This is a genomic window from Herbaspirillum sp. RTI4 (assembly GCF_034313965.1).
In the GTDB taxonomy this organism is placed as follows: Bacteria; Pseudomonadota; Gammaproteobacteria; order Burkholderiales; family Burkholderiaceae_D; genus Herbaspirillum.
In genome coordinates this window covers 2,995,250-3,019,721 of the sequence record NZ_JAVIWQ010000002.1, presented here as the reverse complement: position 1 = coordinate 3,019,721, position 24,472 = coordinate 2,995,250, and the positions used below count along the sequence as shown (strand labels likewise).

Sequence of the window (24,472 nt, the reverse complement as noted above, 5' to 3'; positions counted from 1 at the left end):
CTGCCGTGTCTACGCCGCACGGGGTGTCGCAGTACGCTGCGGACGCCGCCAATCAATGCCTTCGAGTAGCATCGACAACTGTGCCGCGCTCAAATGCACGCTGCCAGAATCGGCCTGGGGCCAGATGAAATAGCCGTGTTCAAGGCGTTTGCAGAGCAAACACAGCCCCTGGCCATCCCACCAGAGCACCTTGATTCGGTCGCCGCGCCGGCCGCGGAAGACGAACACTTGGCCGCCGTAAGGATGATGGGCAAGTTTCGTTTGGACAACGGCGGCCAAACCATCAAAGCCACGGCGCATGTCGGTCACGCCCGCGACGAGCCACACTTGTATGCCGGGAGGTAGGCCGATCATGTCGTGCGTGATGATGCCAAGGTTTGCGAGAGGACCGTGCGCAAGATTTCGGCATCGACTTTACCCCGAATGAGGATTCAGGTATCGCCATGCCGCCACTCGATCTCTGTCGGCGAGACTGGCGCGCTCTGGGCAAGAGCATAGGCTGAGGCAGTGGGCACGGCGCTGACGACGGGTACGAAGGTAAGGTGATCGGCGCGTTGATGCTCGCGACACCAGCGTGCCAATTGATGGGCGTTAATGCCGTTGGCCAATGCCAACGCTGCGCGAGAGACGTCCGGCAGCATCGCTTGTCGCACGAGCTCGCGCTTGAAATCTGTTGTGAAACTGCGTCGCGCAGTGCGCGGCGTTACTGGTACTACTTGCTTGCCTTCCATCGTCTTCATCCACCGAAAAATCCGACAGCATAAGCACGTTCATGTCGCTACGAAAGATGTATTGGGTGGATGCTTACAGTTTGCGTGAATTGGCATCAAGAGCTCAAGGCGCGTTTGCGTAACGAACTCGTCCAGCGTGAACCCTTCGGTGTTCGCGAATCGGTACTCGTGCAGCGCTTAGCTCAACGCTCCCAGCAGATCAAATACTTCGTCTTGATGCTCGCCTTCAATGAGGAGGTAGGAGAGATGCGAGCTTTCTTCGAGAGATATGATTGGCCTGTTGAACCTGATCGCGTGCCTAGTAGCATCTAGCGGCCTTTTGAGTGCGGTCATCGCCTCCGCGACGAGAAAGGCGCTCTTCGCAAAAAGCGTTTTGTAACGGAATTCCACACGCTGCTGAAGCAGGAGCAACCTGAAAACGTTCGACGCGTCGGAAAGGGCGATGGCTGCCGAGAGACAGCTCTTCAGGTCAAGTATTGGAGTATCCGGATTTACGCCTATTTCGACGCAAGTGTCGATCCATTCCTGAGAACAAAGTCCGACAGCCTTAGACTTCATGCTTTCTGCGGAACGAAGCAGGTGAAAAATTACGTTCGAGGTGCAGTATTTCGTTCCCATGTTTTGCGAGCAGTACCACCCGATCTTCTCATGGACGGTTCGCTCCAGTTCCGACGTTTTCGCGCGGATGAACTCTGAGAACGAGGCATGGTAAATCTCAGTCGAATCAGGAATTGCGAGCAAGTGGCGAATCCTGCTCATCGTAGAGAAAAACACGGCATGCTCAGGGGGCGTCAATGCATTTACGAGTCAAACCAAGCTACCTTCAGACTACTGCTAATCACTTGATTTTACAAGGGATTCCATAACCGAAGGCAACTGACGTTCACCGAACATCACTCGGCGATTCCGGCAAATTTCCGGTAGACTCAGAACACCACGCGTCCTCTAGCTCCGGCTCCTGCCGTGAAGGAAAATACGCCGCTGCTATGTGCTTGATCAGTATCCTACCCTCCTCAGTGCCATTTGATTTTTCAAAATAAACACGCTTCTGCATTGCCTGAGCAGTCATTTCTTCAACGGCTGCGTCAATGGAAGTGTTGGCCGCCACTTCCATCGCTTCTCGCGAAAGCCAGGGCAAACCTCGATCCCACAGGACTCCCCACTGCCATGAGTAAATTTGCAGCATTTCATGCCAGTCGTCGTGCAGCTCTTGAGTTACAAGTTCGTATATCGGCGGGTAGCGACAAAAAATAGTAGTGGGATCGGCTTTTAGACTCCGGTACGTTGGCCATCCTCCATCGTACCCAAGTTGGAAGTCCTCAGAGTCGCCGGCTCGCAAGTTCAAACCGTCGCCGGGAGCTCCTTCAATAAAATCGGGCTGCTCGAATCCACCAGGACCTATCTTGGCATTGTTCTCAACGACGACTACGTGCGCCGTTCTTCTCAGCAATCGCGCAACGCGGTTTTCCAACCCTTGTATGCCTGCGGCATGCGGCGCACGAGGGTTCTCTTTACCTTTGGAAAATTGAGAATACCTTATTGCTTGCCCAATTTCTATCCCAAGCGCTTCATCAAGCTGCGGGTAGGTAAGACCAGTAATATCTTTAGCCTCTTCAATCAGCATCGAAGCAAAACGGGCCAATGCCGGTTTCAATCGCTTCCCTCTATTTTGTCCTAAATTCACCTTTTCTCCTCTGTGATTTCAAAATCTGGCCCTCCCATAACGGTCCATAAGAAAATAGTCTACGGCAATCATAACTGCAATCAACGGGTGATCTCGAATGGCAAAAATTGACACTGACTTTCGGCAGGCATTTGGAAGAATGGCCCCCCAGGCCATCATCTCACGATCAGAGCTCGCTTCTCTGCTGAAGACTACGGAGGGAGCTGTCTCACAGATGGCGTACCGGGGAGAACTTCCCATGACGGCATTCCCGGCGAAACGACGAGCTTGTTGGTTCGTTGCGGACATCAGGCTACGGCTGGACTCGATTTCTAGCGATAAGCGCTCGAACATCTTGCCTGGGGACACCAGTAATGCGGTGAAGCTGGGGCGACCGCGACTTTCTGCAGGAGGGAAAACATGAGTATTCGCGCGATGAATTGGGCATGAGCACAAAAGTTGGCACCCACTCCGAAATGATGGCCCTAGCGGACTCTGCAAATGACTACGATGAGTGCTGGCCAGGTATTCCATTTGTCGCGGGGAAATGCTCCGTTTCGGGCCGCACCGTTCAGCGCAGCATACAGAAATTTGAGGCCGCTGGCCTTATTTCAGTAAGCCCACGATACACGTCTGCAGGAAGACAAACATCAAATGGATACCGATTATGCATAGCCGCTAAGGTAAGCCCCGACAAATTGTCATCCGTCGACGAAGCAGGAAAAGTCGAGGGCGACAATTTGTCGGGGACGGGGGTGACGTCAAGGGTCACCGTCGTGGATGACAAAACTACGTCACCCCTAAAACCATCACAGGAGTCCGAACAACAACCACTACACTGTAGTGGTCTAATCTACCCGGACACCTCGATAGGTGCAAAATACACCATCTGAGGAGTTAAGTATGTCTACAAGAAAACGAAGAATCTTCGATCCGAGTCTGAAACTGGAAGTGGTTCGGATGATCAATGAACAGAGCCAGAGCGTCCAGAACGTCAGCGAAAGCATGGACATCGGCCAGACCGCGATCCGGCGCTGGCTGCGGCAGTATAGTGCCGAACAGAGCGGGCAACCTGGCATAGGCAAACCGCTGACCGCCGAGCAGCAAAGGATCCGCCAACTGGAGCTGGAGAACCAACAACTTCGGCAGGATGTCACGATCTTAAAAAAAGCATCGGCCTTCTTTGCCCGCGAAATGAAATGACCTATAAACTCATTGAACAGCTGCAACAGAAGGCAACCCCAGTCCAGCAAAGTTGCCGCGTCTTGGCGGTCAGTCGATCCGGCTTTTACGAAGCGCAGCGTCGTTCTGCTAAACCGGTTTTGTGCAAAGCGAGCATTCATCTGCGGGCAGCGTTTATGGCAAGCCTTCAAAGCTATGGCCGCCGCCGACTGCTCACGGCCATGGCCAGCGAAGGCATCCACATCGGGCGTACAAGGTGCGCAGTTTGATGCGCCAGGCTGCCTTAAAACCCGTTTGGAAGCGTAAATTCATCCATACGACAAACAGCAAGCACGGCTTGCCAGTGGCCGATAATGTGTTGAACCGGCAGTTCAAGCCAAGCGCCCCGAACTTGGCGTACGTCAGTGACATTACCTACATCCGCACCGGCGCCGGTTGGCTTTATCTCGCCACCGTGCTGGACCTGTACGCGCGCAAAGTAGTGGGCTGGGCCATGGCGCCGAGTATGCCTGCCAAGCTGGTCTGTGATGCGCTGAGCATGGCCATTGAACAGCGCCGGCCGGCACCCGGATTGATCGTTCATTCGGACCAGGGCAGTCAGTATGCCAGCGAGCTTTACCAAGATCTGCTAACGCGCAACGGCTTCGTTTGTAGCATGAGTCGCAAAGGAAACTGCTGGGACAATGCCGTCGCCGAACGCTTCTTCCTGAACCTCAAGATGGAGCGCGTCTGGCAGCGCCAATATGCAAACCACGCTGAGGCCAAAGCCGACATCATCGACTACATCGTCGGCTTCTATAACTGCAAGCGCATCAATTCAGTACTGGGTAATTTGCCGCCCTCTGTCTACGAACAGAAAATGGCAGGACGTGAACCTATCGTTGTGTCCGAAATTACTTGACCACCACACACTTCCCCCCACAGCTATCGGCTGCCGAGCGGCAAACGATAGGCGGCCTAGTTCTTACGTTGGACCAGTCGAATGCTCAAGCGCTACTTGACGAACTTTCTGATGCAATCGAAACCACCTCGATTAAGACCAGCCCGCTATGTTGGTTTAGAGGACTCGTTGAGCGGCAAAAGATCGGGGCATTTGTGCCAGCAGGGGGAATCAGAATTGAAGAGCGTCGCAAGAGCAAAGTCCAGAAGATAAATTCCCAGCAGCGAATGCAAGAGTCTCCAAAAACGGACAAAAAGATCGCCAGAGAATCGCTTCGACAAATCAAAAATTGGTTCGCATACCAAATAAAAACAAACCAGATGCATAGCTCGAGAATACGATCGGACTATTTCAACCAGCAACACTAAAACTAAATTCGAGAGGCTGCAGAAAAGAAAAAAATCTAATTGGAGCAGCAGCAATAACAATAACGCAAATTATCGAAACCAGTACTTTACATTAACTTGAAAGTGAAATCATTAAATGACCACCAAAACGAAAAAACACCAGTCAGAAATACCAGTATCAAATTCAAATACATCTAATTCTAGAGATATATTTAATGTTATCCACAAAAAACATGAACAAAAAGGTTTGACACAAAAAAAAGCTTTCGAAATATTAATCCCACATTTATTCGTGCTTAGAAAAAAAGGGTGCTCTTGGGAACAGATCACAAAATTGCTCAATGATAAGTGTGGATTCAAACTTCAAGCCACGACGGTCCGAACCTATTTCAGCGAAATGGCCCGAAGACACTTGGGTATTTGCCAAGAAGCTATGACAGAACATATTTTGGCCGGGGCCAAGACTAACAACCTATTGCGTTAGGCGACCAGCAGAATCATAAGCGCGCGCAGCCGTCTAAAGAACACATTGCTTTGGACCGGAGTGGCGATCATGGATGTGGAGAGGCGAGATGACGGCTGGCAATTGACGGATGCGCTGTGGCGACGGATGGAGCCGTTGTTGAACACCACCGAAGCCGCATCCATTGGGTGCCATCGGCCACGGGTAGCAAACCGGGCAGCGATGGATGCGATCTAGCGGGTACTATGCATGGCGCGACAGGTAAGCTAGCACCCCCGCGTCTGGTCCGACAAATGGAGGTTTTGAATAGACCACCACTCACTCGCAATGCAGCAGCGGTGGCCATCAAGCGCGCAAAAGATGCCATTTCTGCCAGCGCCGCCTACTCGCTAAGGAAGCGCAAATGGACAGCCCGATGAGCAGTTTCCAGTACATTAAGAAAACGCCGCCGGAACAGCCCCGGGCATACGCGCTTGCCGCTTGGGCTCGCGGCCTCCGGATTGAGCTGCTCGTCTTCGCTCCCTATGGCATAGTAAAATATCCGTAAGGCGGCGACGTCGGCGACGCTGAATTTGACATCAGTTTGTCGCGCAGGCTCGGCCAGCTGGTTTACCTTAAGCAGAAATTCTATCATCGCCTACGGCCATTGGTGTCCGGTTATTTCCTTCACGCACAGCAGTTCGCGCAGGAGATGAGTGCGAGTGGCTAAAAGGCGACTACTAAGACGTGACTCGTTAATAAAAACCGATGCTACGTCCCCCATCTTGCTGCGGCACTGCAATATGCGCCACCATATCACCAGCCTGCATTGCCCGAGTAAATGCCTCATGGACCAGCCTGGTGACTCGCCGGAGATCAATATCTACGCGTTCTGACAACAAGCCCCCGGTCCTTTCGTCCAGAGTGATCTTCCGCTTTGTTTTGCTGCGTAAAATTTCAGTCGTTTCTTGAATGATGCGCAGCCGTTGCACCGGCTCAGGCGCCGGCACGTTGAATACCTCAACACGCGACAACAGGGCAGGAGGAACGTTCTCGATGCTGTTTGCAGTTAGGACAAAGATGATTCGACTGGCATCGAATTGCAGTTCAAAAAACTCATCTTTGAATTGTTTGCTGCTGCCGGTATCGAGCAAGTCGAGCAGTACCGGTAAGACCGGATATTGAGTGTCATGGATTTTATCAACCTCATCGATGACCACGACCGGCGCAGCCGAATCACCGTCGGCGAGCAACGAAAAAAGCATACCCGGACGCGAACCAGTCCACGAACTATGCGATCCGGTTAGTTGAAAACCGCCCTGCGCGCCGCCGGCACTAATTTTCTCCGTTGATACACCAAGCGCGGCCGCAAGCTGCGTTGCTAGAAAAGTTTTTCCAATGCCGGGATCGCCCAGCAAGAGCAGCGGCGTCACACGAAAATCGCTTGGTTTCATAGCGCCGGCAAGGATTAAATCAATTTGCAGCCGCTCAATCGGCACAATGAGATTTTCAAAGCGAGACTTAGCCGCCTCCAACCGCGCATGGGCCGCTTTGGCGTCGGGCAATGTCCGGGTGCCGCTATTCGCATGAGCATTCTGAAAAATGCGTGCGCCGGCATCGCGCCGGTCTTCTTTCAGTTCTTTGACCTTTACCGTTGCTTTTGCGAGTTCCTCCTGGTCAAACACTTGTGTTCGGGCTAGGGACTTTGTGCTCTTTCTACCTTTGACAGTGGGCTCGCCAGCGCTTGTCCAATGCTTGTAACAGTCGACCACCAGCTTATCTTTATCACCCGTCGTCAGCTTCCTGATTTTTCGACGAAAAACACTCATCCAGCGAGCTGCATCTGCTTGCCGGAACGCGGGTTGAGGTCGGGAAAAATCTTGGAATATTTGTGCAGCGCAATCCCATAATGGATCGCGAAGAAAATTAAGAACATCGACCAGGTTGCCGTCGCCATGCTCGTAAGCAATACTCATGGAAATAGCAACAAGCAAGTCGTTGGACATCGTCGCTGAGGCACGGTCCGGCGCAGCTGTCGATTGTGCGAGCAAACGAGTCGCGAGCGTCATCGCGTCCGACAAGTCGTATTTGGTGTCTGTGCGAATGCTGGAAAGATCAAAGTCGATTTGACGCAAACTTAAAATGTTATCGTGCAGCGGCTTCGGTTTCGATTCGACGAATGTTGTTTTTGTAACGTCTGCGGCTGCACCAGCCGCCTTTTCTGCTGCCGCCTTCTTGGTCGCAAGCTCAGCCGTGAACACAAGCTCGGCAACGATGGCGATTGGCAGCAAAAGGCGTTGATTGTGTTCACTGAAATAAAGTGTGAATCCTGGTGCAATGTTAGAATCTTGATTAACCATGATGACTCCTAGACGGAATTGTTGTTGTGGTCATGGCATGGACGGGGTGACAGCCCCGTCCATGCCTGCTTCCTGCTCGTCGTTACTTCAGCTCCCCTCCCATTCGATCGCTACAACTTTCCGGTTTTTTTTGGAGAAACAGCTCCCACAGGCCGGGGTGCATGTGCGATTTTCCAGCCTCCCAGTCTTGCCACGTTCGCATTGTTGAGTAGATCAGTTTGGCGGCGGCGGTCTGGGAAAGCCCGGATGCCTGGCGTACAGATCTAATTTCTGCTGGCGTCGGGCTTCTCTTACTCAAAATTTCCTCTTAGATAATAAAATATGTTTCGCAATTCATATAATACACGGATTCCGTGTATTATGCGGTTATGCAAACAAATTTTATTGCCCCGGTTTGTTCTTTCCATTGCCCTGCTTTGGCGTACATAGCAAGCACAGATGATCGTTGCGAATCGCATCCGGCCACCTGATCACTGACGTGCCTCATCAAGTCAGTTGAGACCTTGTACACGGCCCCGAATCGGCCTTTGTTGAGCAGGATGCCCACTGGCTAGCGGTGTGAGCACACAATGGCTTGCCCATCGGAAACTCATTGCAAATTCACCGCAAATTCACCGCAAATTTACCGCGCGATGAACCTCACGCCGAAGGACAGGATGCTGGATATGTGCCTGTCGGCTCAATCCGGGGTTTTGGCCGTTTGGTCGCTACGCGCCCTTCGCAGCCGACTCAGGGCTTCGCCCCGAGACCCGAATATAATCAGCCAGTGGCATGTGGATGATTTAACGAATTACAAAGTCACACGGCCGCGATATTTTTCGTTTGGTCTTAAACATGCGTTCGCCTGTAACTGGGGTAACTGGGCGTTCTCGTCTACAAAAAAATAAACCACAGACAGCGCAGCACCGTAAGCCGCGCTGGACGGCTCAAGGCGTCCACTGGTGGCATTCTCTGGGACCGCCAGCACCCCTTTGACCTACCTGGCATAAAAATCCTCCCAGAAGCCCGATTTTCAATGCTGAGGCAATGAAAGGCTCCCACATACGAGTCAATGCACTCGACTCATTCGGGCCAAAGTTTCTTCTAAGTAATTCAAGGTGGGTCTCGGGGCGGCGCCCTGAGTCGGCTGCGAAGGGCGCGCAGCGACCTAGCGGCCGGAATCCTGGATGTTTTGAGCTGAGCGATATACATCCAGCATCCTGTCCTTTGCCGTGGAATTTTCCTTTCGATGAATTTGCGATAAATCCGCAGTTTATTTGCGATAAATTTGCGGCGAATATGCAGTTGATTTGCGGTAAATAAGCGGTAAATATGCAGTAGATTCGCGATCAATTTAGTATGCCTTTGGGCGCTGGATAAAGTGTGCCTGGTCGGATAACCGCTGAATCCAAGGCGTAGCGCTTCGTCGATTCTGGACGGCGTCGATGCTGAGCGCAATTCTCGCGACGCCGGGCTGACGGTTTTGGGTGAATAGCGGCTTTAAGTGGTGCTTGGCGCGGTTGGCGACGAATGTGAACGAGCGAAATACTTTCAATGCCGCGAATTGTCCGTTCGTAGGCTTGGTATTTGGTGACTATTTACCAGCGTAAAATGTGATATGGTCAGTTGCCGCTACGGTTGGCCAGCACCCAATTAATCGGTGGCGAAGGCCGAGGACAAGTCGGCGTAAATGTCACGGGGAGAGAATGTGGGCCAACCAGAAGAACAATCAGCAGCCAAAGAAGCGGAAGTTATCGAGCATTCGATTCGTGTTTCAAATGCAGCCAAGCTGAACTTGGCCGATTTTTAGAACTCCCTACTGCGGGAGCTCTTTATCATCAATGACAGTGACCGCGACATTTCGAATATCCAGGTACGCCTGGAGTCCATTTCCCCGTTCCTCAAGTCCGTCAATAGATACCTGCGCCGCAAAGGCGCGCTATGACATCAAGGATTGTGACGTACAGCTCGACGGAGCGCTTTTTGGCAGGCTCACAGAGGCGGAAACCGCTACCGTCGTCTTCACCTTTGCAGAGAAAGCAGGAACATCCGAAGAAATTGTGCTCGCGACAGTTGAGCGAAAAGTCGAACTCCTGCCGCGCAATCAGTGGGGAGGGCTTTCTCATTTACCTGACCTATTCGCGGCGTTTGTCCAGCCAAACGAACTAGCGGTTGACCGGTTGCTAAAGCAAACGGCAGAGGTACTGCGCAAAGCCGGCAAGAGCGCCGCCATCGACGGCTACACCGGCGGCGCCAAGCGCGCCTCGGAGCTCACATCTGCGCTCTGGACCGCAGTGGCTGGACTTGGACTGGACTATGCGCTTCCCCCCGCTAGTTTCGAGTACAAGGGGCAAAAGGTCCCCAGCCCGGCTCAGGTTCTGGATGCGCGCATTGGGACATGCCTTGATCTGACGCTCATGTTCTGCGCGGCACTTGAGCAGGCCGGCCTCAATTCCGTCGTCGTATTCACTAAGGGCCACGCTTTCGCTGGCGTAACCAAACGGCGTCTGTCTGAAGTTCGTCAAGTAGTGAGGCGGCACGGGCCTAAGACGAAACAGAGCAAGACGAAAACATTCACTGCAGAGGCTCCAAAAACTGTGACCGGCGTCATCGTTTCAGGCAATGAGTTGTGTCTTCCGAATACTAGGCACAAAAAAATTTGGGAGACTCGCGCCCTAGATGTATCCGGCATGATGGCATCATAAAATTTTGATCGTGTATTTGCTCGTCCTTTGCTATGCATGGACTTCCTGTTATGGGTGTGATGCCTCGGAGAGCGGCTGACGATTGACCTGGTGTTACCTTTAAACGTCATTTTTTGCTGGATAATTACCATGTAAAATGCATGTGTTACTGATAACGAAATTTATTAAGCAAATATTGTCTCGCCATGGGTGATGAGAGTGGAATGTGATAAATGCCATTATCGCCAGTGTTTGAGTGGTAATTTTTTTAAATTTGATTAATAGATTAAGAACAAATTAGTGGCTAAAAGCAGGTGTCTTCTTGATTCTTATAAATAGCGAATCCTTCGGTTTTAAAATAGGAAGAAGCGGTGCTCATTCTGCGCGGAGCATGATGATCGTCGAGCTAGCAATGTTGTTAGAGGCTCACCCTGCAGGTGTTGAGCTTGATCGTATTAAGGCAGATATTGAAGTATTTAATATCCTGCACAAGCCAACTTCGAATTCACGGCGTTTAACTTACAGGCATCTGGTCGATTTGTACGGCCTCAACGACCGCATTTGCCTCTTCAGAATATTTCGTAAGCTCTGGCTGCAAGCGCCCGATGCGCGCGCAATGCTGGCCTTGCAACTGGCTCTCTGTCGAGATCCGTTATTACGCATATCGTTACCATTATTAATAGAGACTAAGCCTGGTGATGTCATTAATCGACAAATGATAGAAGGTCTACTTGAGGCACACAATCCCGGGGGCTATAGCCCAGCGTCAAAACAATCTTTTGCACAAAACATTAACGGGAGTTGGACGCAGGCTGGTTTTCTGGAGGGACATGCCCGGAAATTCAGGATTCAGCCAAATATACATGTCGCCAATATAGCCTTTGCCTTGTTTATTGCGAAGTTACAAGGCTTTGAAGGTCAGCGCGCCTTTCATAGTGACTGGTGTAAATTATTAAATACCGATGCAGGCGAGCTTTATCCCATGGCCGCTGCGGCCTCAGCGCGAGGTTATTTGCGCTACAAGCAGTCAGGAGACGTGATTGAGGTCACCTTTCCTGGGTGGTTAACCGATAGAGAGAAGGAACAACTTAATGGCTGATCGCCTCAGTAGTCTATTGAAAAACTATGAAAGCTATATCAGCTTGCCATGGTCGCGAATGGCCTCTAGTGAAGAACGTTCGATTTTTGCCATCTATAAGCCCGAAGACGAATTAAAGCTGCGTGCTCGTGTAGGTGAATTTGAATTGGTCACCACTCGACACGGTCACCCGTGGATATTGCTAGATATTACCGATAGCTTTGCCACTTGGCTGGCTGGACATGATTATGCGGAAGCCTATTTTGAAGATCCTGAATATTTGGTCGGCAACTACGAATACTTCGCACAAGAGTTAGTAGAAAGCTTTGTGAAAAAAATTTCTTCCTCACAAACCGAGAATAGCGCCATAGCCTTATTGGGTTGTGGCAGCTTGTTTGGCATTACCTCGGTTTCTGATTTGGTTAAATCATTGGCTGCAAAAATTACTGGTCGCCTGGTGGTATTGTTTCCTGGCGAGCAAGAAGGTAATACCTATCGGCTGCTGGATGCAAAAAATGGATGGGGCTACCTCGCAACATCAATTAAAGCTTAATTTTGGGATTCAATATGCTCAACCGCGACATTTTTCAAAACGATCCCATCGACAGTTTTCTCGCTAATAATGGCGTGGCCAAAGTCACCGATGAAAAAACAATAGAGGCGCTGAATACCCTTGAGTACGAATTAAAAACCTTCGTTTGCGATGGCAAATACCAACAAGGCATAGACTTAATTCTCCGTAATTTTTTAGATAGCCTACTTACTGGCAATGAGCAAAAAGGTGTGTGGATCTCAGGTTTTTTCGGTTCCGGTAAATCGCACTTAGCCAAAATGCTGAGTAGCCTGTGGATCAATCAGACGCTGGCCAATGGCCAAAGTGGGCGAAGTCTCGCCGACTTACCTGAGAGCACACAAAATTTGCTTGAACAGCTTTCTCAGCAGGCGATTACTCGCGGGGGCTTGCATTCCGCTGCGGGTACTTTGGGTGCCTCGGCGGGCAAAAAAGTTCGTCTTTCGCTGCTGTCCGTTATTTTTAAATCCGTGGGTTTACCCGAGCAATATCACCTGGCTAAATTTTGTTTGTGGTTAAGCGAGCAAGGGGTATTGGAAAAAGTAAAACAGGCTGTTTTCGACAAGATGCACGGGGCAAACATCGAGGAAACCTGGGCTAAAGAAGTGCGCAATTTACATGTTTCTCCAGTATTGCATCAGGCGATTTTGCAGGCCATTCCAGCGCTTGGCAGTGATACAAAAGAAGTGCGCGAGATGCTGCGCAGTCAATACGCGATAGTTGATGATATTAGCAATGACGAAATGGTTGACGCCGCGGTAGACGCGCTCTCTTTGTTGACAACTACCGATGGCAAAATTCCACTGACCCTAGTCGTGCTAGATGAGGTTCAGCAATACATAGGTAACGATCTCGACCGCGCGATGGAAATTCAAGAGGCGGTGGAAACCTGCTGTAAAGCCAGTAAACTAAAATCTAAAATGCTTTTTATAGGTACGGGTCAAAGTGCCTTGGCCGGTATGACGAACCTGCAACGCTTGATGGGTCGCTTCCAAACGCCAGTGCAATTGGAAGATACCGATGTCGATGCGGTTATTCGTAAAGTGATTTTGCAAAAGAAAGAAAGTGCCAGATCGCAGATTCAATCGGTGATTGATAGCAATCTTGGTGAAATTTCCCGCCACCTGCATGGCTCCACCATCGAACATCATAAAGACGACGAGCAATTTGTGGTTGCGGATTACCCGCTATTACCCGTGCGTCGTCGCTTCTGGGAAAAAGTGTTACATGCGCTCGATGTCACGGGTACTGGTTCGCAGCTCCGTAATCAACTACGTATCGTTCATGAAGCCTGTAAAGTCAGCGCAGAAAAAACGCTAGGAAATGTTTTGCCGGCAGATTTTATCTACGATCAAATCGCCACTAATTTATTACAGACCAATGTGATCTCTAAGGATATCTACGAGACCATAGCGCGTAAGAAAGCAGGGGATGCAGACAGCCAACAGCAAGCGCGGGTTTTAGCCTTGATTCTTCTGATCGGTAAATTGCCGACCGATGTGGATCACGGTATCGCGCCTACAGAGGGTTATCTGGCTGATCTACTAATCGAAGACCTGCAAAATGATAAACACCGGGTGCGTAGTGAGCTTCCGGGCTGGCTGGCTGCCTTACAAACAGACGGTCTGTTAATGAGTATGCTAACCCATCGTGGTTTGGAATATCGCCTGCAAACAGCCGAAAGTTCTCAGTGGTACGACGAGTTTAATAAGCAAAAAAATGATTACCGCGGCAATCCGCAACGCATTGAAGGTTATAAGCAGCAACTGATACAACAGCACGTTCGTAAAGCGGTGAGTGATGCACGTCTGCTTCAGGGTATAAGCAACGTCAGTCGTTCTATTAATTGCTGCTTTGAGGGAGAGCTCGCCATAGACAATGCAGAAAAGCTTTACGCCTGGGTGCACAATGCTTCTGAAAAAGCATTTCTCGATTCCGCTCGCGCTGCGCGCTCAGACCAAGCGACTATTTTTATCTATGTTCCCAATAGCCATCAGTCCGACGTGGCTGATGCCATCATCGAATTAAAAGCTGCCGAGATCACCTTAGAGCTGCGTGGCAACGCCAGCACTGAGGCAGGTAGTGATGCTAAAAAGGCGATGGACAATAGTAGGCAAACCGCAGAGCGCAAGCTTAATGCATTACTCAAAGAAATCTACGCCAATATTCAAGTAAAGCTTGCTGGTGGCGCAGATGTCGACGGTGATGCGCTCATTGATCAAATCCGCAATGCAGGCAATATTGCGGTGGAGAGACTCTATAAAGACTTCATGCTCGCCGATGACGCCAACTGGGCAGCTGTCTACACCAAAGCAAAACGTGAAGGTGGAGAGAACGCACTGGAAGCACTGGGTTTTAAAGAAGAGACTGCTAAGCATCCGGTCTGCCAAACTTTGCTGCGCTATATTGGTGTTGGTAAGCTAGGCAAAGAAGTCAGCGAACAATTTTCTGCCGCACCCTACGGTTGGTCGGATGATGCTATTGCAGGTGCACTATTTGCCATGCTTGCTGCTGGCGTGTTGACCGGTATTGATAGTACAGGGCAGCCTGTTTCGGCAAAAACTTTAGATCGTACAGCGCTCGGCAAAGTGAATCTGCGCCCTGAGAAAATTCAATTGACCAAAATAGAATTAATCCAGGTTCGCAGCCTGATTAACGCACTTGGTATCCCCTGTAATGCCGGTGAAGAACAATCGAGCATCCTGTCTGCGCTGAAACTGGCGAGAGATCTAGCCTTCAAGACTGGCGGCAATGCTCCGCTGCCGGCTAGCCCCAAGACTGACTTACTCGATCAATTGATGTCTAGCAGCGGCAACGAGTTATTGCGTGCCGCCTTGGATGTCAGAAGGCAAATCATCTCCGACGTAGAAAACTGGAGAGCTACGATAGAGTTGATGCGAACACGTGAGCTGCTATGGAACGATTTGCGTAATGTACTGCATCATTGCAAGGGACTTAATTTCACGCAAGCGATAGAAGTGGAACGTAAAGCCATTATTGATAACCGTAGCTTATTGGGCATCCCCAACCCGATAGAGCCGCTCATCAAACAGGCATTTGGTGGCATACGCGATGCTATTGTTTTCCATCATGGTGAGTTTGAAGTCGAGTACAACCGCTGCTTGGAGCAACTGGAAAATGATGAGCAATGGAAAAAACTCGACACCAGTGAGCAACAGCTGCTGCTGGTGACGCACAATATTGATCAGTTACCCGTTCTGCTTTTAGCCGATAACGATGCCGTACTACTCAGCCTAGAAACATGTAGCCTAAGCCAATGGAACGACAAACGCGCCTCACTGATGTCGCGCTTTGATGCCGCGCGTAACTCTGCCATAGCGCTACTTAAACCGAAAGTACTACATGTGCAAAGCCCACGTCGATTGATAGAAACGGAAGCGGATTTACATGGCTGGCTAAAAGAGGTCGAGGCGAGTATCCGCATGCAACTGGTAAACGGCCCGGTGTCTATTAGTTAGTTAAAAATTGATGTAATGAAGCCGTGTGAATTTTCACGCTTATGTAAATATATTAAAAGAGAGTTAGCATGCGCCAAGCATTAGATAAGCTCCTGCGTAGTGCGCTAGAAAGCACCGTCATCAAAGCGCGGGAGGTGGCCGAACAAGCGGTGCGGGAAGCGATTGAGCGCTTAGGCGTCGCGGAACCGCAAGTGCCAACGTATTTAGATGACTCCGAAAAACAGCTCAGGGTAAAACTGCGTGCCCATGCGCGTCAGTTGGGGGATCTTAAACACGACAATGGTGAACAAGATATCGCGCTCTTGATTGCGGAAGCTGCTTACGAGCATTGGCACCGCATGTTGTTTGCGCGTTTTTTGGAGCAAAATCAACTGTTAATGTTTGATGCGCATACTTCTGTCACGTTAGATGAATGTGCAGAACTCGCTGAGGGTGAAGGCTTTAGTAGCGGTTGGGCTTATGCAAGCCACTTGGCGTCTAAGATGCTGCCGCAGGTATTTCGCCAAGACTCGCCGGTGTTTCAATTAGAGCTGGCGATCAACCACATTCGTGATTTAGAAAATAAAATTGCCGCCATAGACCCGCAAACCTTTCAGGCGCAAGATGCGCTCGGTTGGGTCTATCAGTTTTGGCAAACTAAGCGTAAAAAAGAAGTCAATGATTCCGGCGTTAAAATTGGCGCTAAAGAGCTAAGCCCTGTCACCCAATTGTTCACCGAGCCGTATATGGTGAGCTTTTTACTCGATAACGCACTCGGCGCCTGGTGGGCCAATCGCCGCTTAAGTGCAAACGATATCGCCACCGCCAAGACGGAACAAGACTTACGTGAACGCGCAGCGATTCCTGGTGTACCTTTGACGTATTTGCGTTTTGTTGAGCATAAAGCCGAAGGCGAGCCAGCCTGGCAGGCCGCCGCAGGAAAGTTTGAGCTTTGGCCGCAACACTTAAGCGAACTCAAAACCCTAGATCCTTGTTGTGGCTCTGGTCACTTCTTAGTCGCCGCCTTCTTAATGCTAGTGCCTATGCGCATGGCATTAGAAGGTTTGAATGCCAAAGACGCCGTTGATGCGGTGCTGTGCCAAAATATTCACGGATTAGAACTAGACCAGCGCTGCGTGGAACTCGCCGCTTTCGCCCTGGCGCTGGAGGCTTGGCGTTTCCCCCATGCCGGTGGCTATCGCGCTTTGCCTGAGCTTCATCTAGCGTGTTCAGGTTTATCGGTCAAAGCCGCAAAAGCAGAATGGAAAGCCTTAGGCATACAACTGGAAGATGCCGGTGGCAAAAAAAATCTAGCGATTGCCCTCGACTGGGTGCATCAAACATTTGTTGATGCACCGGTGTTAGGCAGCTTGATCAATCCACGTAAATCGAATGCCGCCAAGATCGTCCAATGGGATGAATTATCCGGTGCATTGAATCAAGCCTTGACCATAAATGCCGAAGGTCATAACGAAGAACAACACGAAGCAGGCATCGTGGCGCAAGGCTTGGCAAAGGCAGCGACCTTGCTGGCAACTGAGTACAGTTGGGTGATCACTAATGTGCCTTATCTGGCGCGCGGTAAGCAAGATGAAGTCTTGAAAAATTTTTGCGAAGTCCATTATCCGGAAGCCAAAAATGATTTGGCAACGGTGTTTTTAGATCGCTGCCTAGAGCTCTGCCATCGAGGGGGTACTGCGAGTATCGTTGTACCACAAAATTGGTTGTTTCTGACGAGCTATCAGAAATTTCGTAAGAAATTATTGAGGCAGGAAACTTGGAATTTATTGGCTCGTTTGGGAGCCGGCGCATTTGAAACCATTAGTGGCGAAGTTGTGAAGGCGATTTTGATCAGCATTAGTTGTGGTCAAAAGTTTGAGCAAAGTTTGTCTTTGCATGGCGGGACGACACTAGCTGCTGACCATTATTTGCATGGAATGGATGTTTCGGAGCAAAGGAATGCAGGAGAAAAAGCTACAAGATTGGTGGTTACTAAAATTAAAACAGTAGTTCAATCTAAACAGTTAGAGAATCCAGATTCTCGAATCTCATTAGATCCTAATGTTGGGGAAAACTTGGTAGGTGCATTTGCAGACACCGCAACAGGTCTGCAAACCTTTGATAGGCCAAGATTTATGCAACTGCATTGGGAAATTTATGGTTTCAACAATGGTTGGGAGAAGTGCCAAAGCACAGTAGAAAACACAAGAGCGACTGGGGGTTGTGAATATAGAGTTTTATGGGAGGGTGGTGCTGGATCCCTCTTTCAGATGATGGAGGACAAAAAAAATATAGAGGGATATACAAGCGCAATTTGGAAAGCGGGATCCCAGTATTGGGGGCAAAAAGGAATATTGGTTAGTTTAATGGGGAATTTGCCGGTTAGTTTATATGTTGGTCAACCATATGATCAAAATGTCGGCTTATTAAAGCCGAAGACCCAAGAGGATTTATTGGCCTTATGGGCATATTGCTCTTCCGATGAGTTCTCTATAAATGTAAGGACAGTAGATCAAGCTTTAAAGGTAACAAATGCTACTTTAGGCAAAATAAATTTTGAGAAAAAAAAGTGGCTTATCGAGGCCCAAGATCAATATCCCAACGGCCTCCCCAAGCCCTATTCAAACGACCCAACCCAATGGATTTTCCACGGCCATCCTTGTGGCTCAGTCATCTGGCACGAGCAAGATAAAGTCACCGACATAGGTGAAATCCGTAAAGATGAATCTGTTATGCAAGTCGCTTTGGTGCGTCTATTGGGTTATCAGTGGCCAGCGGAGTTAGATCCAGCCATGGAGTTAGCTGACGAGCAGCGTCAGTGGGTGAATGCCTGTGCAGCTTTAGCGAGCTTAGTCGATGATGACGGCATTACCTGCATTCCTGCTGTACGTGGTGAAAAACCCGCCGCAGACTGTTTAGAAGCAATGTTGCAAGGTGCTTATGGTGAGGCCTGGAACATTCATGTGCAAAACGAACTACTGAAAGGCGTCGGTGCTAGCAGCTTAGAAGTCTGGTTGCGCGATATGTTTTTTGATCAGCACTGCAAAATGTTTGGGCATCGTCCGTTTGTCTGGCAAGTGTGGGATGGCTTGAAAGATGGCTTTAGCGCACTGATCAATTACCACAAACTCACCGCCGACAATCTTGATCGCTTGATTTATACCTATCTCGGCGACTGGATACGCACGCAAGAACAAGGCGTAAAAAGTGGCGCAGACGGCGCTGACATACGCTTAGTCGCTGCGCTGAGCTTAAAAGTTGAATTAGAAGCCATCAAACACGGTGAAGCCGCCACCGATGGCAACAGCGGCTATGATATTTTTGTACGCTGGAAGCCCTTGAACGAACAAGCGATTGGCTGGAACCCAGATCTCAACGATGGCGTGCGACTCAACATACGCCCATTTATGTCCGCCAAAGACATGGCAAAAAAAGGTGCAGGCATTTTGCGCGGCAAACCGAATGTCGATTGGAAAAAAGATCGTGGCACCGATGTAGCAAGCGCGCCTTGGTACAAGCTAGGTGAGCAATATGGTGAAAGCCTGGGTTCACGCATTAACGACCATCACTTAACCCGCACAGAGAAACAAGTTGCCAGAGAAAAACATGTGGCCAAAATGCTGAATCAGGCGAGCATAGAGCAGATACCGGGTCAGCAGGGACAAGAAACATCGCAAACCACGAAACAAGCTTATTTAGATTTGATAGTTAAATAACTGTAACATTGATTGTGCACGGTAACAATGATACTGTTACCGTGCATTTTTCATGTTACGATTATTTCTATACAATTTTATCCTTGCGCTTTCAAGCACATTTATGATCAATCACCCCATCGCCGTCCTGAGCCTAGCGCATGTGACTGACTATATCACTGAGGTATTTAGGCCTTGTACTTTGCTAGCGGAGTGGACAGAAGCAAAAGCTTTACCGCTCTATCTGCAAGCGAATTGGGCCTATCGCCGACTGTCTTTGGATGGGCGTAGCTGCCTGTTGATGTGGGACGGCGAGGGGCAACAACAGGAAACCGCACAAAAGTTAAAGAAAGCCATTGCCACGGTGGCCGAGCGCTTTTCTGGCCCGGTGATCTATGGCGTCAGTGACACTAGCTCTTACAACCGTAAGCGTTTGATCGATCAGGACATTGCCTTTGTGGTGCCAGGTAAGCAGTTGTACTTGCCCTTTGCCGCCTTAGATTTACGAGAGAATTTTGCGCCAGCGCGCCTAACGCTAAAAACCAGCTTAGGTGCTTGTGCCCAGCAATTGGTGTTACTCAAGTGTTTAGACCATTGGCAAAGTGATTTACCCGGCAAAGGTTGGGCAGAGCGGCTAGGCCTGAGCAAAATGACTGTCTCTAGAGCTTATAAAGAGCTGGCAGAATTCGGCTTGGCCCAGATGATTTCTCAAGGCCGTCAGGTACAGTTGGACTTCGAAGCCAACGGACAACAGTTATGGAAAATGGCTTTGCCTTATCTCAGTAGCCCGATTAAACAGGAAATTTCGATCAGCATCAATGACTATCAAGGTCAGCAGAATGTGTTTCAGTTCGCAGCTGGGGAGTGGGCGTTGACCAAACAAGGTATGTTAATCAGTCCAAAACAGTCTTGTTTTGCAGTGGCTGGCGCGTCATGGACAAGTCTTAAGAAACTAATCGGTATCGTCGAGCTGGCGAGACCAGATGAAGAATCTGTTCAAATACAATTGTGGCGTTATGATCCTGGCACAATTTATTCGCATGCAATGTGCAATAACTCCGTTGATCCTTTATCTCTTTATTTGAGCTTGCGCGAAGTAAATGATGAACGGGTGCAAATGGCCTTGGAAGAGTTGTTGCTTCAAGTTTGGAATGAGCACACTGAAAGATTGAAATGATTCAGGGTTTAACGATTTTTCGCGATTTTTTTGCCGGCTTTGAAGACCGCTATACCTTGATTGGTGGGGTAGCTTGCTATTTGAATATGGCAGAGGCCGAGTTGGATTTTAGAGCCACTAAAGATTTAGATATTGTTTTGTCGACTGAGGCTTTGGATGCCGAATTTGCCGAGAAATTTTGGGATTTTGTCAAAGCCGGTGGTTATGAGCATCAAGAAAAAAGTACCGGTGAAAAACAATTCTATCGGTTTAGCAAACCTGCTGATGCAACTTATCCATACATGCTGGAACTGTTCTCGTGCCGGCCGGAGGCTGTATTTCTTGACGGGGCGGCTACTTTAACGCCCATTCCTGTAGATGATGATGTAGTGAGCCTCTCGGCCATTTTGTTGGATGAGGCTTATTATCGCTGCATTCAAAATGGCAAGATCATCCTGGATGGCGTGCCGATTTTATCGGTGGAATATATTATCCCGTTCAAAATGCGGGCCTTTTGCGATTTGTCTGAGCGCAAAGAGCGGGGTTTATTAGTAGATACTAAGAACATCAATAAACACAAAAATGACGTGTTGAAAATTGCGCAATTGCTGTCGCCTGAGCAAACCGTCGAAGTGTCTGAGGAGATTAAGCAGCATATGAAGGAATTTATGATGGCTATTCAAGACCAGCCCATTGATCTGAAAAACCTGGGTTTATCCGGCATTACACTGCTAGACATACTAAGTGTATTTAAGCGTATCTACGCCTTGGACTGGGAGCGATAAGCGCAAATGGTTACGCAAGCTCATTTCAATACGCCTTTAGATGTTTTGGTAGCGCAAGTGCGTTCTTGTGCTCAATACAATCCGATGCTGCAAGCCCCGCCAGCCGCCATTCTCTGGACCGATAAAGACCGCGAGTGGCAATCCGCCATGGGGATGATCAAACAGCACTTACCTGAACTGATAGAGTTCGGCGACTATAATCCGGCGGAACGGATTGGCCCAGCGGTGTGGATTAAATGCGCCATCGCGCGCAAGGTAGCAGACTTACCTAAAGACTTAACGCCGATTATTTATTTGCCGGGAATCGCCCGCAAAGAGCTACGGGCGATTGAATTGTGCTCCGATAATTTAAAACCCTTAGCGGAATTACAGTATCGCGGCTTTTGGTGGGCGACCCCCAACAACAACCGCGATTGGACCGTATCGGGGTTTTTAAGCAATAAAACCATAGGCTTGGAATTAGATCTTGGTAAAGATTACAAAACCCAAGCGGCGTTATTAGCGGTACTGCCATTTTTACTTGAAGAACGCACTGATAAATTGCGAGGACACCGTTTACTGGCTACCGATTTTAATAAATTGGTGGCTGATGATCCAATTCGCGATCTGCTGCAATGCTTGAATGATCCATCAATGATTGACTCGTGGGATAAAACCCGTATCGAGATATTTTCCCAGCATTGTCAGGATCAGTATGGCGTCATACCGAGCGTAAAAGACCGTGCAGTCTGTGGTCAGGCCTTGTGTGAAGGTTTGGGCAACTGGCCGCAAGTATGGGAGCGCTTTGAACAGATGGCCCATCGCTTACCCTTATTCATTGAATTATTAAAAGAAAGGTTCAACAGACTTTCCTGTGGGTCACTGATGCCGGATAAAGATCAAGGCCACCACAATGGAAGTAAATGGCGATCTTGAAGTTGTCACGATTTCGGAAGCCACAGGCGCGTTTTTGTACAGTTGCAATCTTCGAATTCAATCCTTCTGCGACGGCATTGGTAATGCGATGATTAAAATAGGTCAAGATGTTGGGCAAGTGCCGGGCAACCAGTTTGGCCTTTTCAATCATGGGCGGCAGGCGGCTGTGCGTGGCCCAGAAATACCAGCGCTTCCAGAACCGTTTGGCCCAGCCGAGGCTTTGGTAAGCCCACATCCCCCGCAACGATTCCTTCAGCGCCCAGGCGCGGGCCGTTTTCAAGTTGCCGTGCTTGATCTGATCAAATCTGGCGCGTGCAGCTGCAGGCATGTTCTCGGCGCTGTAGAGCCACAGGTACTTGCTGCGCTTGAGTGTTTCGTCGCCCTGTTGCAGCAGTGTTTTGTGTTCCTCCTTGCGCACGCGATCGACACCGTTGCCGACATGCTGCATGATGTGGAAGCGATCAAATACCATCTTCTCCTGCGCCTGCGGAACGTGCGCTTTGCAGCCGCTGATGTACGCCGGCCACATGTCCAGGCTGATCGCCTCGATCCCAGCAAGTTGCTCCCTGCTATAGGCGGCAAAGTACGCCGCCAGGCTTTCCTGGGTACGACCTTCCCCGACATACTCCACCGTCGCTGCTTGCCGGTCGCACACCAGCGTCATGTACTGATGGCCTTTCGCAATCGCCTTCTCGTCGATACCAATCTGTCTTGGCACGGCGGCGCCTTTGGCCGCACGCCCGCGCAATACCGCGCGTTCCATCAGGTGCCACGCTTGATCCCAGCTAATGCGCAGGATCTGCGCTGCGCGTTTGACGTTGGCGGCCTGCAGCAACTCGATGGCCAACACTTCAAACAGATGCGTGAACCGACTGCCTTGCTCCGCCCACGGCAACCCAACTTGGCGCACACCGTGTTCGGGACACGAAATCCGCGGTGGCCGGGCATGCAAGTACGTCAGAAATTGGCAACTGTCCAGATGCCGCCAAACACGCTCCGCCAAATGGTCATAGACCGTGCACGACGCCGCGCAGTCAGGACACGCAAACCGGGTACCGGCAGGGTGCGCGACGTGCACGTCAACATGCAGCTTCGCCATGTCCAGATCAACTCGCTCCACCGTCCACGGTTCATTCAAACCCAACAAATTCTGGTACAGCTCCTTGCCTTCCATTGCGCTACTCCCTGGCTAAACCTGCGCCATAGCGTACCCCTTACCCACAGAAATGTCCGAAGAACCAAAAGAAATACAGCCACAGGGCTTAGCGTTAGAGCCGAGTCGCTACTTGAGCGTTAATTTGGGCGATGAGCAGGAGCTTGCTAAAGACTTGGCCGCCCTGTCTGATTTACCTGAGGTTGCGCTACGCGATAAGCTGAAAAGTCTGGTTAAACAACATCAAAATCGTCGTGAATGGCTATGGTCTGAACTTGGTTTATCGCCTTATTTAGAAATGCTAGTGGCACTGTGTGAGGTAGAGATATTGACTCGTTCAGTATTTTCTGGCCCCGACGTGGAGGCAATGGCGCAAGCTTATCAGAAGCAACACTGGCAAACTGATGGTGCAGCGATTGAAGCCATGGCGAAGGCCTGCGATGATGCGCAGCGCAAGTTAGTCGCAGATATTTTGGCCGTGATTTATACGCCATGGTTGTCGCAAGTGGCTGAGAATTTCCAACGTTTAGTGCAAGAGTCTGGTTATCCGGGAGGGGCTCAAAATCAAATCAATGAGGCGCGTTCAGTTTACCAAGTGAGTAGTCAAATCATCTTTTTTATAGATGGTTTGCGCTTTGATGTCGGTCAAAAACTGTTGCGCCGTTTGCAGGGCAAGAAGCAAATAACAGCCACGCTAGAAACAAACTGGGCTGCTTTGCCATCATTAACTGCAACCGCTAAAGCGGCTGTTACACCAGTCCACGATTTGCTTTCTGGCTCAATGGGAACTGAAGACTTTATACCGATGCAGATACAAACCGAACAGGCCTTCTCTAGTCATTTTTTGGAGAAATTATTGAAGGAACGCGATTGGCAGTATTTGGAACGCGGAGAAATCGGTGATGCAAGCGGTAAGGCATGGGTACAAACTGGTGATCTTGATGAGGCAGGCCATCATGCACAGCTAGCTTTACCAAGCCATATTAATAAGATTCTGGCTGAAATTGAAGCGCGCATTGATGGGCTTCTTGCGGCAGGGTGGCGGCATATTCGTCTGGTAACTGACCATGGTTGGTTGTGGGTGCCTGATAAATTACCCAAAGCAGATTTGCCAAAAGATGCGACGACTAAACGGTTTTCACGTTGTGCGATTTTAAAAAGCAATGTGGCGACCGAGCGCCTAAGCCAGCCCTGGTATTGGAATGACAAAGTCCGCGTTGCAATGGCACCAGGAATTAGTGGATTTATCGCAGGTGATTGCTATAACCATGGTGGCTTGACACTGCAGGAATGTTTGACGCCTGTGATTAATATTCACGTTCAAGATTGAGCG

At 49.8% G+C, this 24,472-nt stretch carries 18 protein-coding genes and 1 pseudogene; 12 read left to right on the top strand and 7 right to left on the bottom strand.

The features are described from left to right. Nucleotides 1–9: 9 nt before the first annotated feature. From tnpB to RGU70_RS13400, 4 genes are all read right to left on the bottom strand, one after another. Nucleotides 10–354, bottom strand: a complete 345-nt coding sequence (gene tnpB / locus RGU70_RS13415) for an IS66 family insertion sequence element accessory protein TnpB (RefSeq protein ID WP_322209904.1) — start codon at nucleotides 352–354, stop codon at nucleotides 10–12. Nucleotides 355–431: 77 nt separating this feature from the next. Next, complete coding sequence (locus RGU70_RS13410; protein WP_322209903.1) at nucleotides 432–731, bottom strand: transposase; 300 nt, start codon at nucleotides 729–731, stop codon at nucleotides 432–434. 177 nt (nucleotides 732–908) lie between these two features. Next, nucleotides 909–1,472: a hypothetical protein gene (locus tag RGU70_RS13405; RefSeq protein WP_322209902.1), complete on the bottom strand. Its 564-nt coding sequence runs from the start codon at nucleotides 1,470–1,472 to the stop codon at nucleotides 909–911. A gap of 142 nt (nucleotides 1,473–1,614) precedes the next feature. Beyond that, nucleotides 1,615–2,415 carry a hypothetical protein gene (locus RGU70_RS13400; protein ID WP_322209901.1) on the bottom strand — a complete coding sequence of 267 codons (801 nt, stop codon included), beginning with the start codon at nucleotides 2,413–2,415 and terminating at the stop codon, nucleotides 1,615–1,617. 425 nt (nucleotides 2,416–2,840) lie between these two features. Between RGU70_RS13400 and RGU70_RS17685 the strand changes: the two genes are divergently transcribed. The 3 genes and pseudogenes from RGU70_RS17685 to RGU70_RS13390 all read left to right on the top strand — a co-directional run bounded on the left by RGU70_RS17685 (nucleotide 2,841) and on the right by RGU70_RS13390 (nucleotide 5,347). Beyond that, the gene (locus RGU70_RS17685) at nucleotides 2,841–3,287 is read left to right on the top strand and encodes a helix-turn-helix domain-containing protein (protein ID WP_416186523.1); all 447 of its coding nucleotides are present in this window, start codon (nucleotides 2,841–2,843) and stop codon (nucleotides 3,285–3,287) included. A 10-nt stretch (nucleotides 3,288–3,297) separates the two neighbouring features. Then, nucleotides 3,298–4,477 (top strand): annotated as a pseudogene (locus RGU70_RS13395) (IS3 family transposase). Between the two features lie 522 nt (nucleotides 4,478–4,999). Further along, a complete protein-coding gene (locus tag RGU70_RS13390; RefSeq protein ID WP_322209900.1) occupies nucleotides 5,000–5,347 on the top strand; it encodes a hypothetical protein in 348 nt (115 codons plus the stop codon). Between the two features lie 713 nt (nucleotides 5,348–6,060). Here the strand turns inward: RGU70_RS13390 and RGU70_RS13385 are convergent. After that, on the bottom strand, nucleotides 6,061–7,665 hold the full coding sequence (locus RGU70_RS13385; RefSeq protein ID WP_322209899.1) for an AAA family ATPase: 1,605 nt from the start codon (nucleotides 7,663–7,665) through the stop codon (nucleotides 6,061–6,063). Between the two features lie 82 nt (nucleotides 7,666–7,747). Further along, complete coding sequence (locus RGU70_RS17680; protein WP_323505478.1) at nucleotides 7,748–7,963, bottom strand: helix-turn-helix domain-containing protein; 216 nt, start codon at nucleotides 7,961–7,963, stop codon at nucleotides 7,748–7,750. Nucleotides 7,964–9,485: 1,522 nt separating this feature from the next. On the opposite strand from RGU70_RS17680, the gene RGU70_RS13380 reads away from it, so the two are divergent. From RGU70_RS13380 to RGU70_RS13345, 8 genes are all read left to right on the top strand, one after another. Further along, nucleotides 9,486–10,349, top strand: coding sequence for a hypothetical protein (locus tag RGU70_RS13380; protein WP_322209898.1), 864 nt, complete (start codon nucleotides 9,486–9,488; stop codon nucleotides 10,347–10,349). A gap of 370 nt (nucleotides 10,350–10,719) precedes the next feature. Continuing rightward, nucleotides 10,720–11,427 carry a hypothetical protein gene (locus tag RGU70_RS13375; RefSeq protein WP_322209897.1) on the top strand — a complete coding sequence of 236 codons (708 nt, stop codon included), beginning with the start codon at nucleotides 10,720–10,722 and terminating at the stop codon, nucleotides 11,425–11,427. Continuing rightward, nucleotides 11,420–11,959, top strand: coding sequence for a BREX protein BrxB domain-containing protein (locus tag RGU70_RS13370; RefSeq protein ID WP_322209895.1), 540 nt, complete (start codon nucleotides 11,420–11,422; stop codon nucleotides 11,957–11,959). The genes RGU70_RS13375 and RGU70_RS13370 overlap by 8 nt, the downstream gene beginning before the upstream one ends. Nucleotides 11,960–11,973: 14 nt before the next feature. Next, nucleotides 11,974–15,456, top strand: a complete 3,483-nt coding sequence (gene brxC, locus RGU70_RS13365; protein ID WP_322209894.1) for a BREX system P-loop protein BrxC — start codon at nucleotides 11,974–11,976, stop codon at nucleotides 15,454–15,456. A gap of 68 nt (nucleotides 15,457–15,524) precedes the next feature. Then, nucleotides 15,525–19,151 carry an Eco57I restriction-modification methylase domain-containing protein gene (locus RGU70_RS13360; RefSeq protein ID WP_322209893.1) on the top strand — a complete coding sequence of 1,209 codons (3,627 nt, stop codon included), beginning with the start codon at nucleotides 15,525–15,527 and terminating at the stop codon, nucleotides 19,149–19,151. Between the two features lie 103 nt (nucleotides 19,152–19,254). Continuing rightward, on the top strand, nucleotides 19,255–20,307 hold the full coding sequence (locus RGU70_RS13355; RefSeq protein ID WP_322209892.1) for a hypothetical protein: 1,053 nt from the start codon (nucleotides 19,255–19,257) through the stop codon (nucleotides 20,305–20,307). Then, nucleotides 20,304–21,071: a hypothetical protein gene (locus RGU70_RS13350; RefSeq protein WP_322209891.1), complete on the top strand. Its 768-nt coding sequence runs from the start codon at nucleotides 20,304–20,306 to the stop codon at nucleotides 21,069–21,071. Before RGU70_RS13355 ends, RGU70_RS13350 begins: the two co-directional genes overlap by 4 nt. Nucleotides 21,072–21,077: 6 nt before the next feature. Beyond that, nucleotides 21,078–21,986 (top strand): hypothetical protein, encoded by a 909-nt coding sequence (locus RGU70_RS13345; RefSeq protein ID WP_322209890.1) that lies wholly within the window; start codon nucleotides 21,078–21,080, stop codon nucleotides 21,984–21,986. On the opposite strand, the gene RGU70_RS13340 is transcribed toward RGU70_RS13345, so the two are convergent. Next, the gene (locus RGU70_RS13340; RefSeq protein ID WP_322207916.1) at nucleotides 21,910–23,160 is read right to left on the bottom strand and encodes an ISL3 family transposase; all 1,251 of its coding nucleotides are present in this window, start codon (nucleotides 23,158–23,160) and stop codon (nucleotides 21,910–21,912) included. The two genes, RGU70_RS13345 and RGU70_RS13340, sit on opposite strands and share 77 nt — an antisense overlap. 52 nt (nucleotides 23,161–23,212) lie before the next feature. Here RGU70_RS13340 and pglZ point away from each other — a divergent pair, with 52 nt between their 5' ends. Then, nucleotides 23,213–24,469, top strand: coding sequence for a BREX-1 system phosphatase PglZ type B (gene pglZ / locus RGU70_RS13335; RefSeq protein ID WP_322209889.1), 1,257 nt, complete (start codon nucleotides 23,213–23,215; stop codon nucleotides 24,467–24,469). Nucleotides 24,470–24,472: the final 3 nt, after the last annotated feature.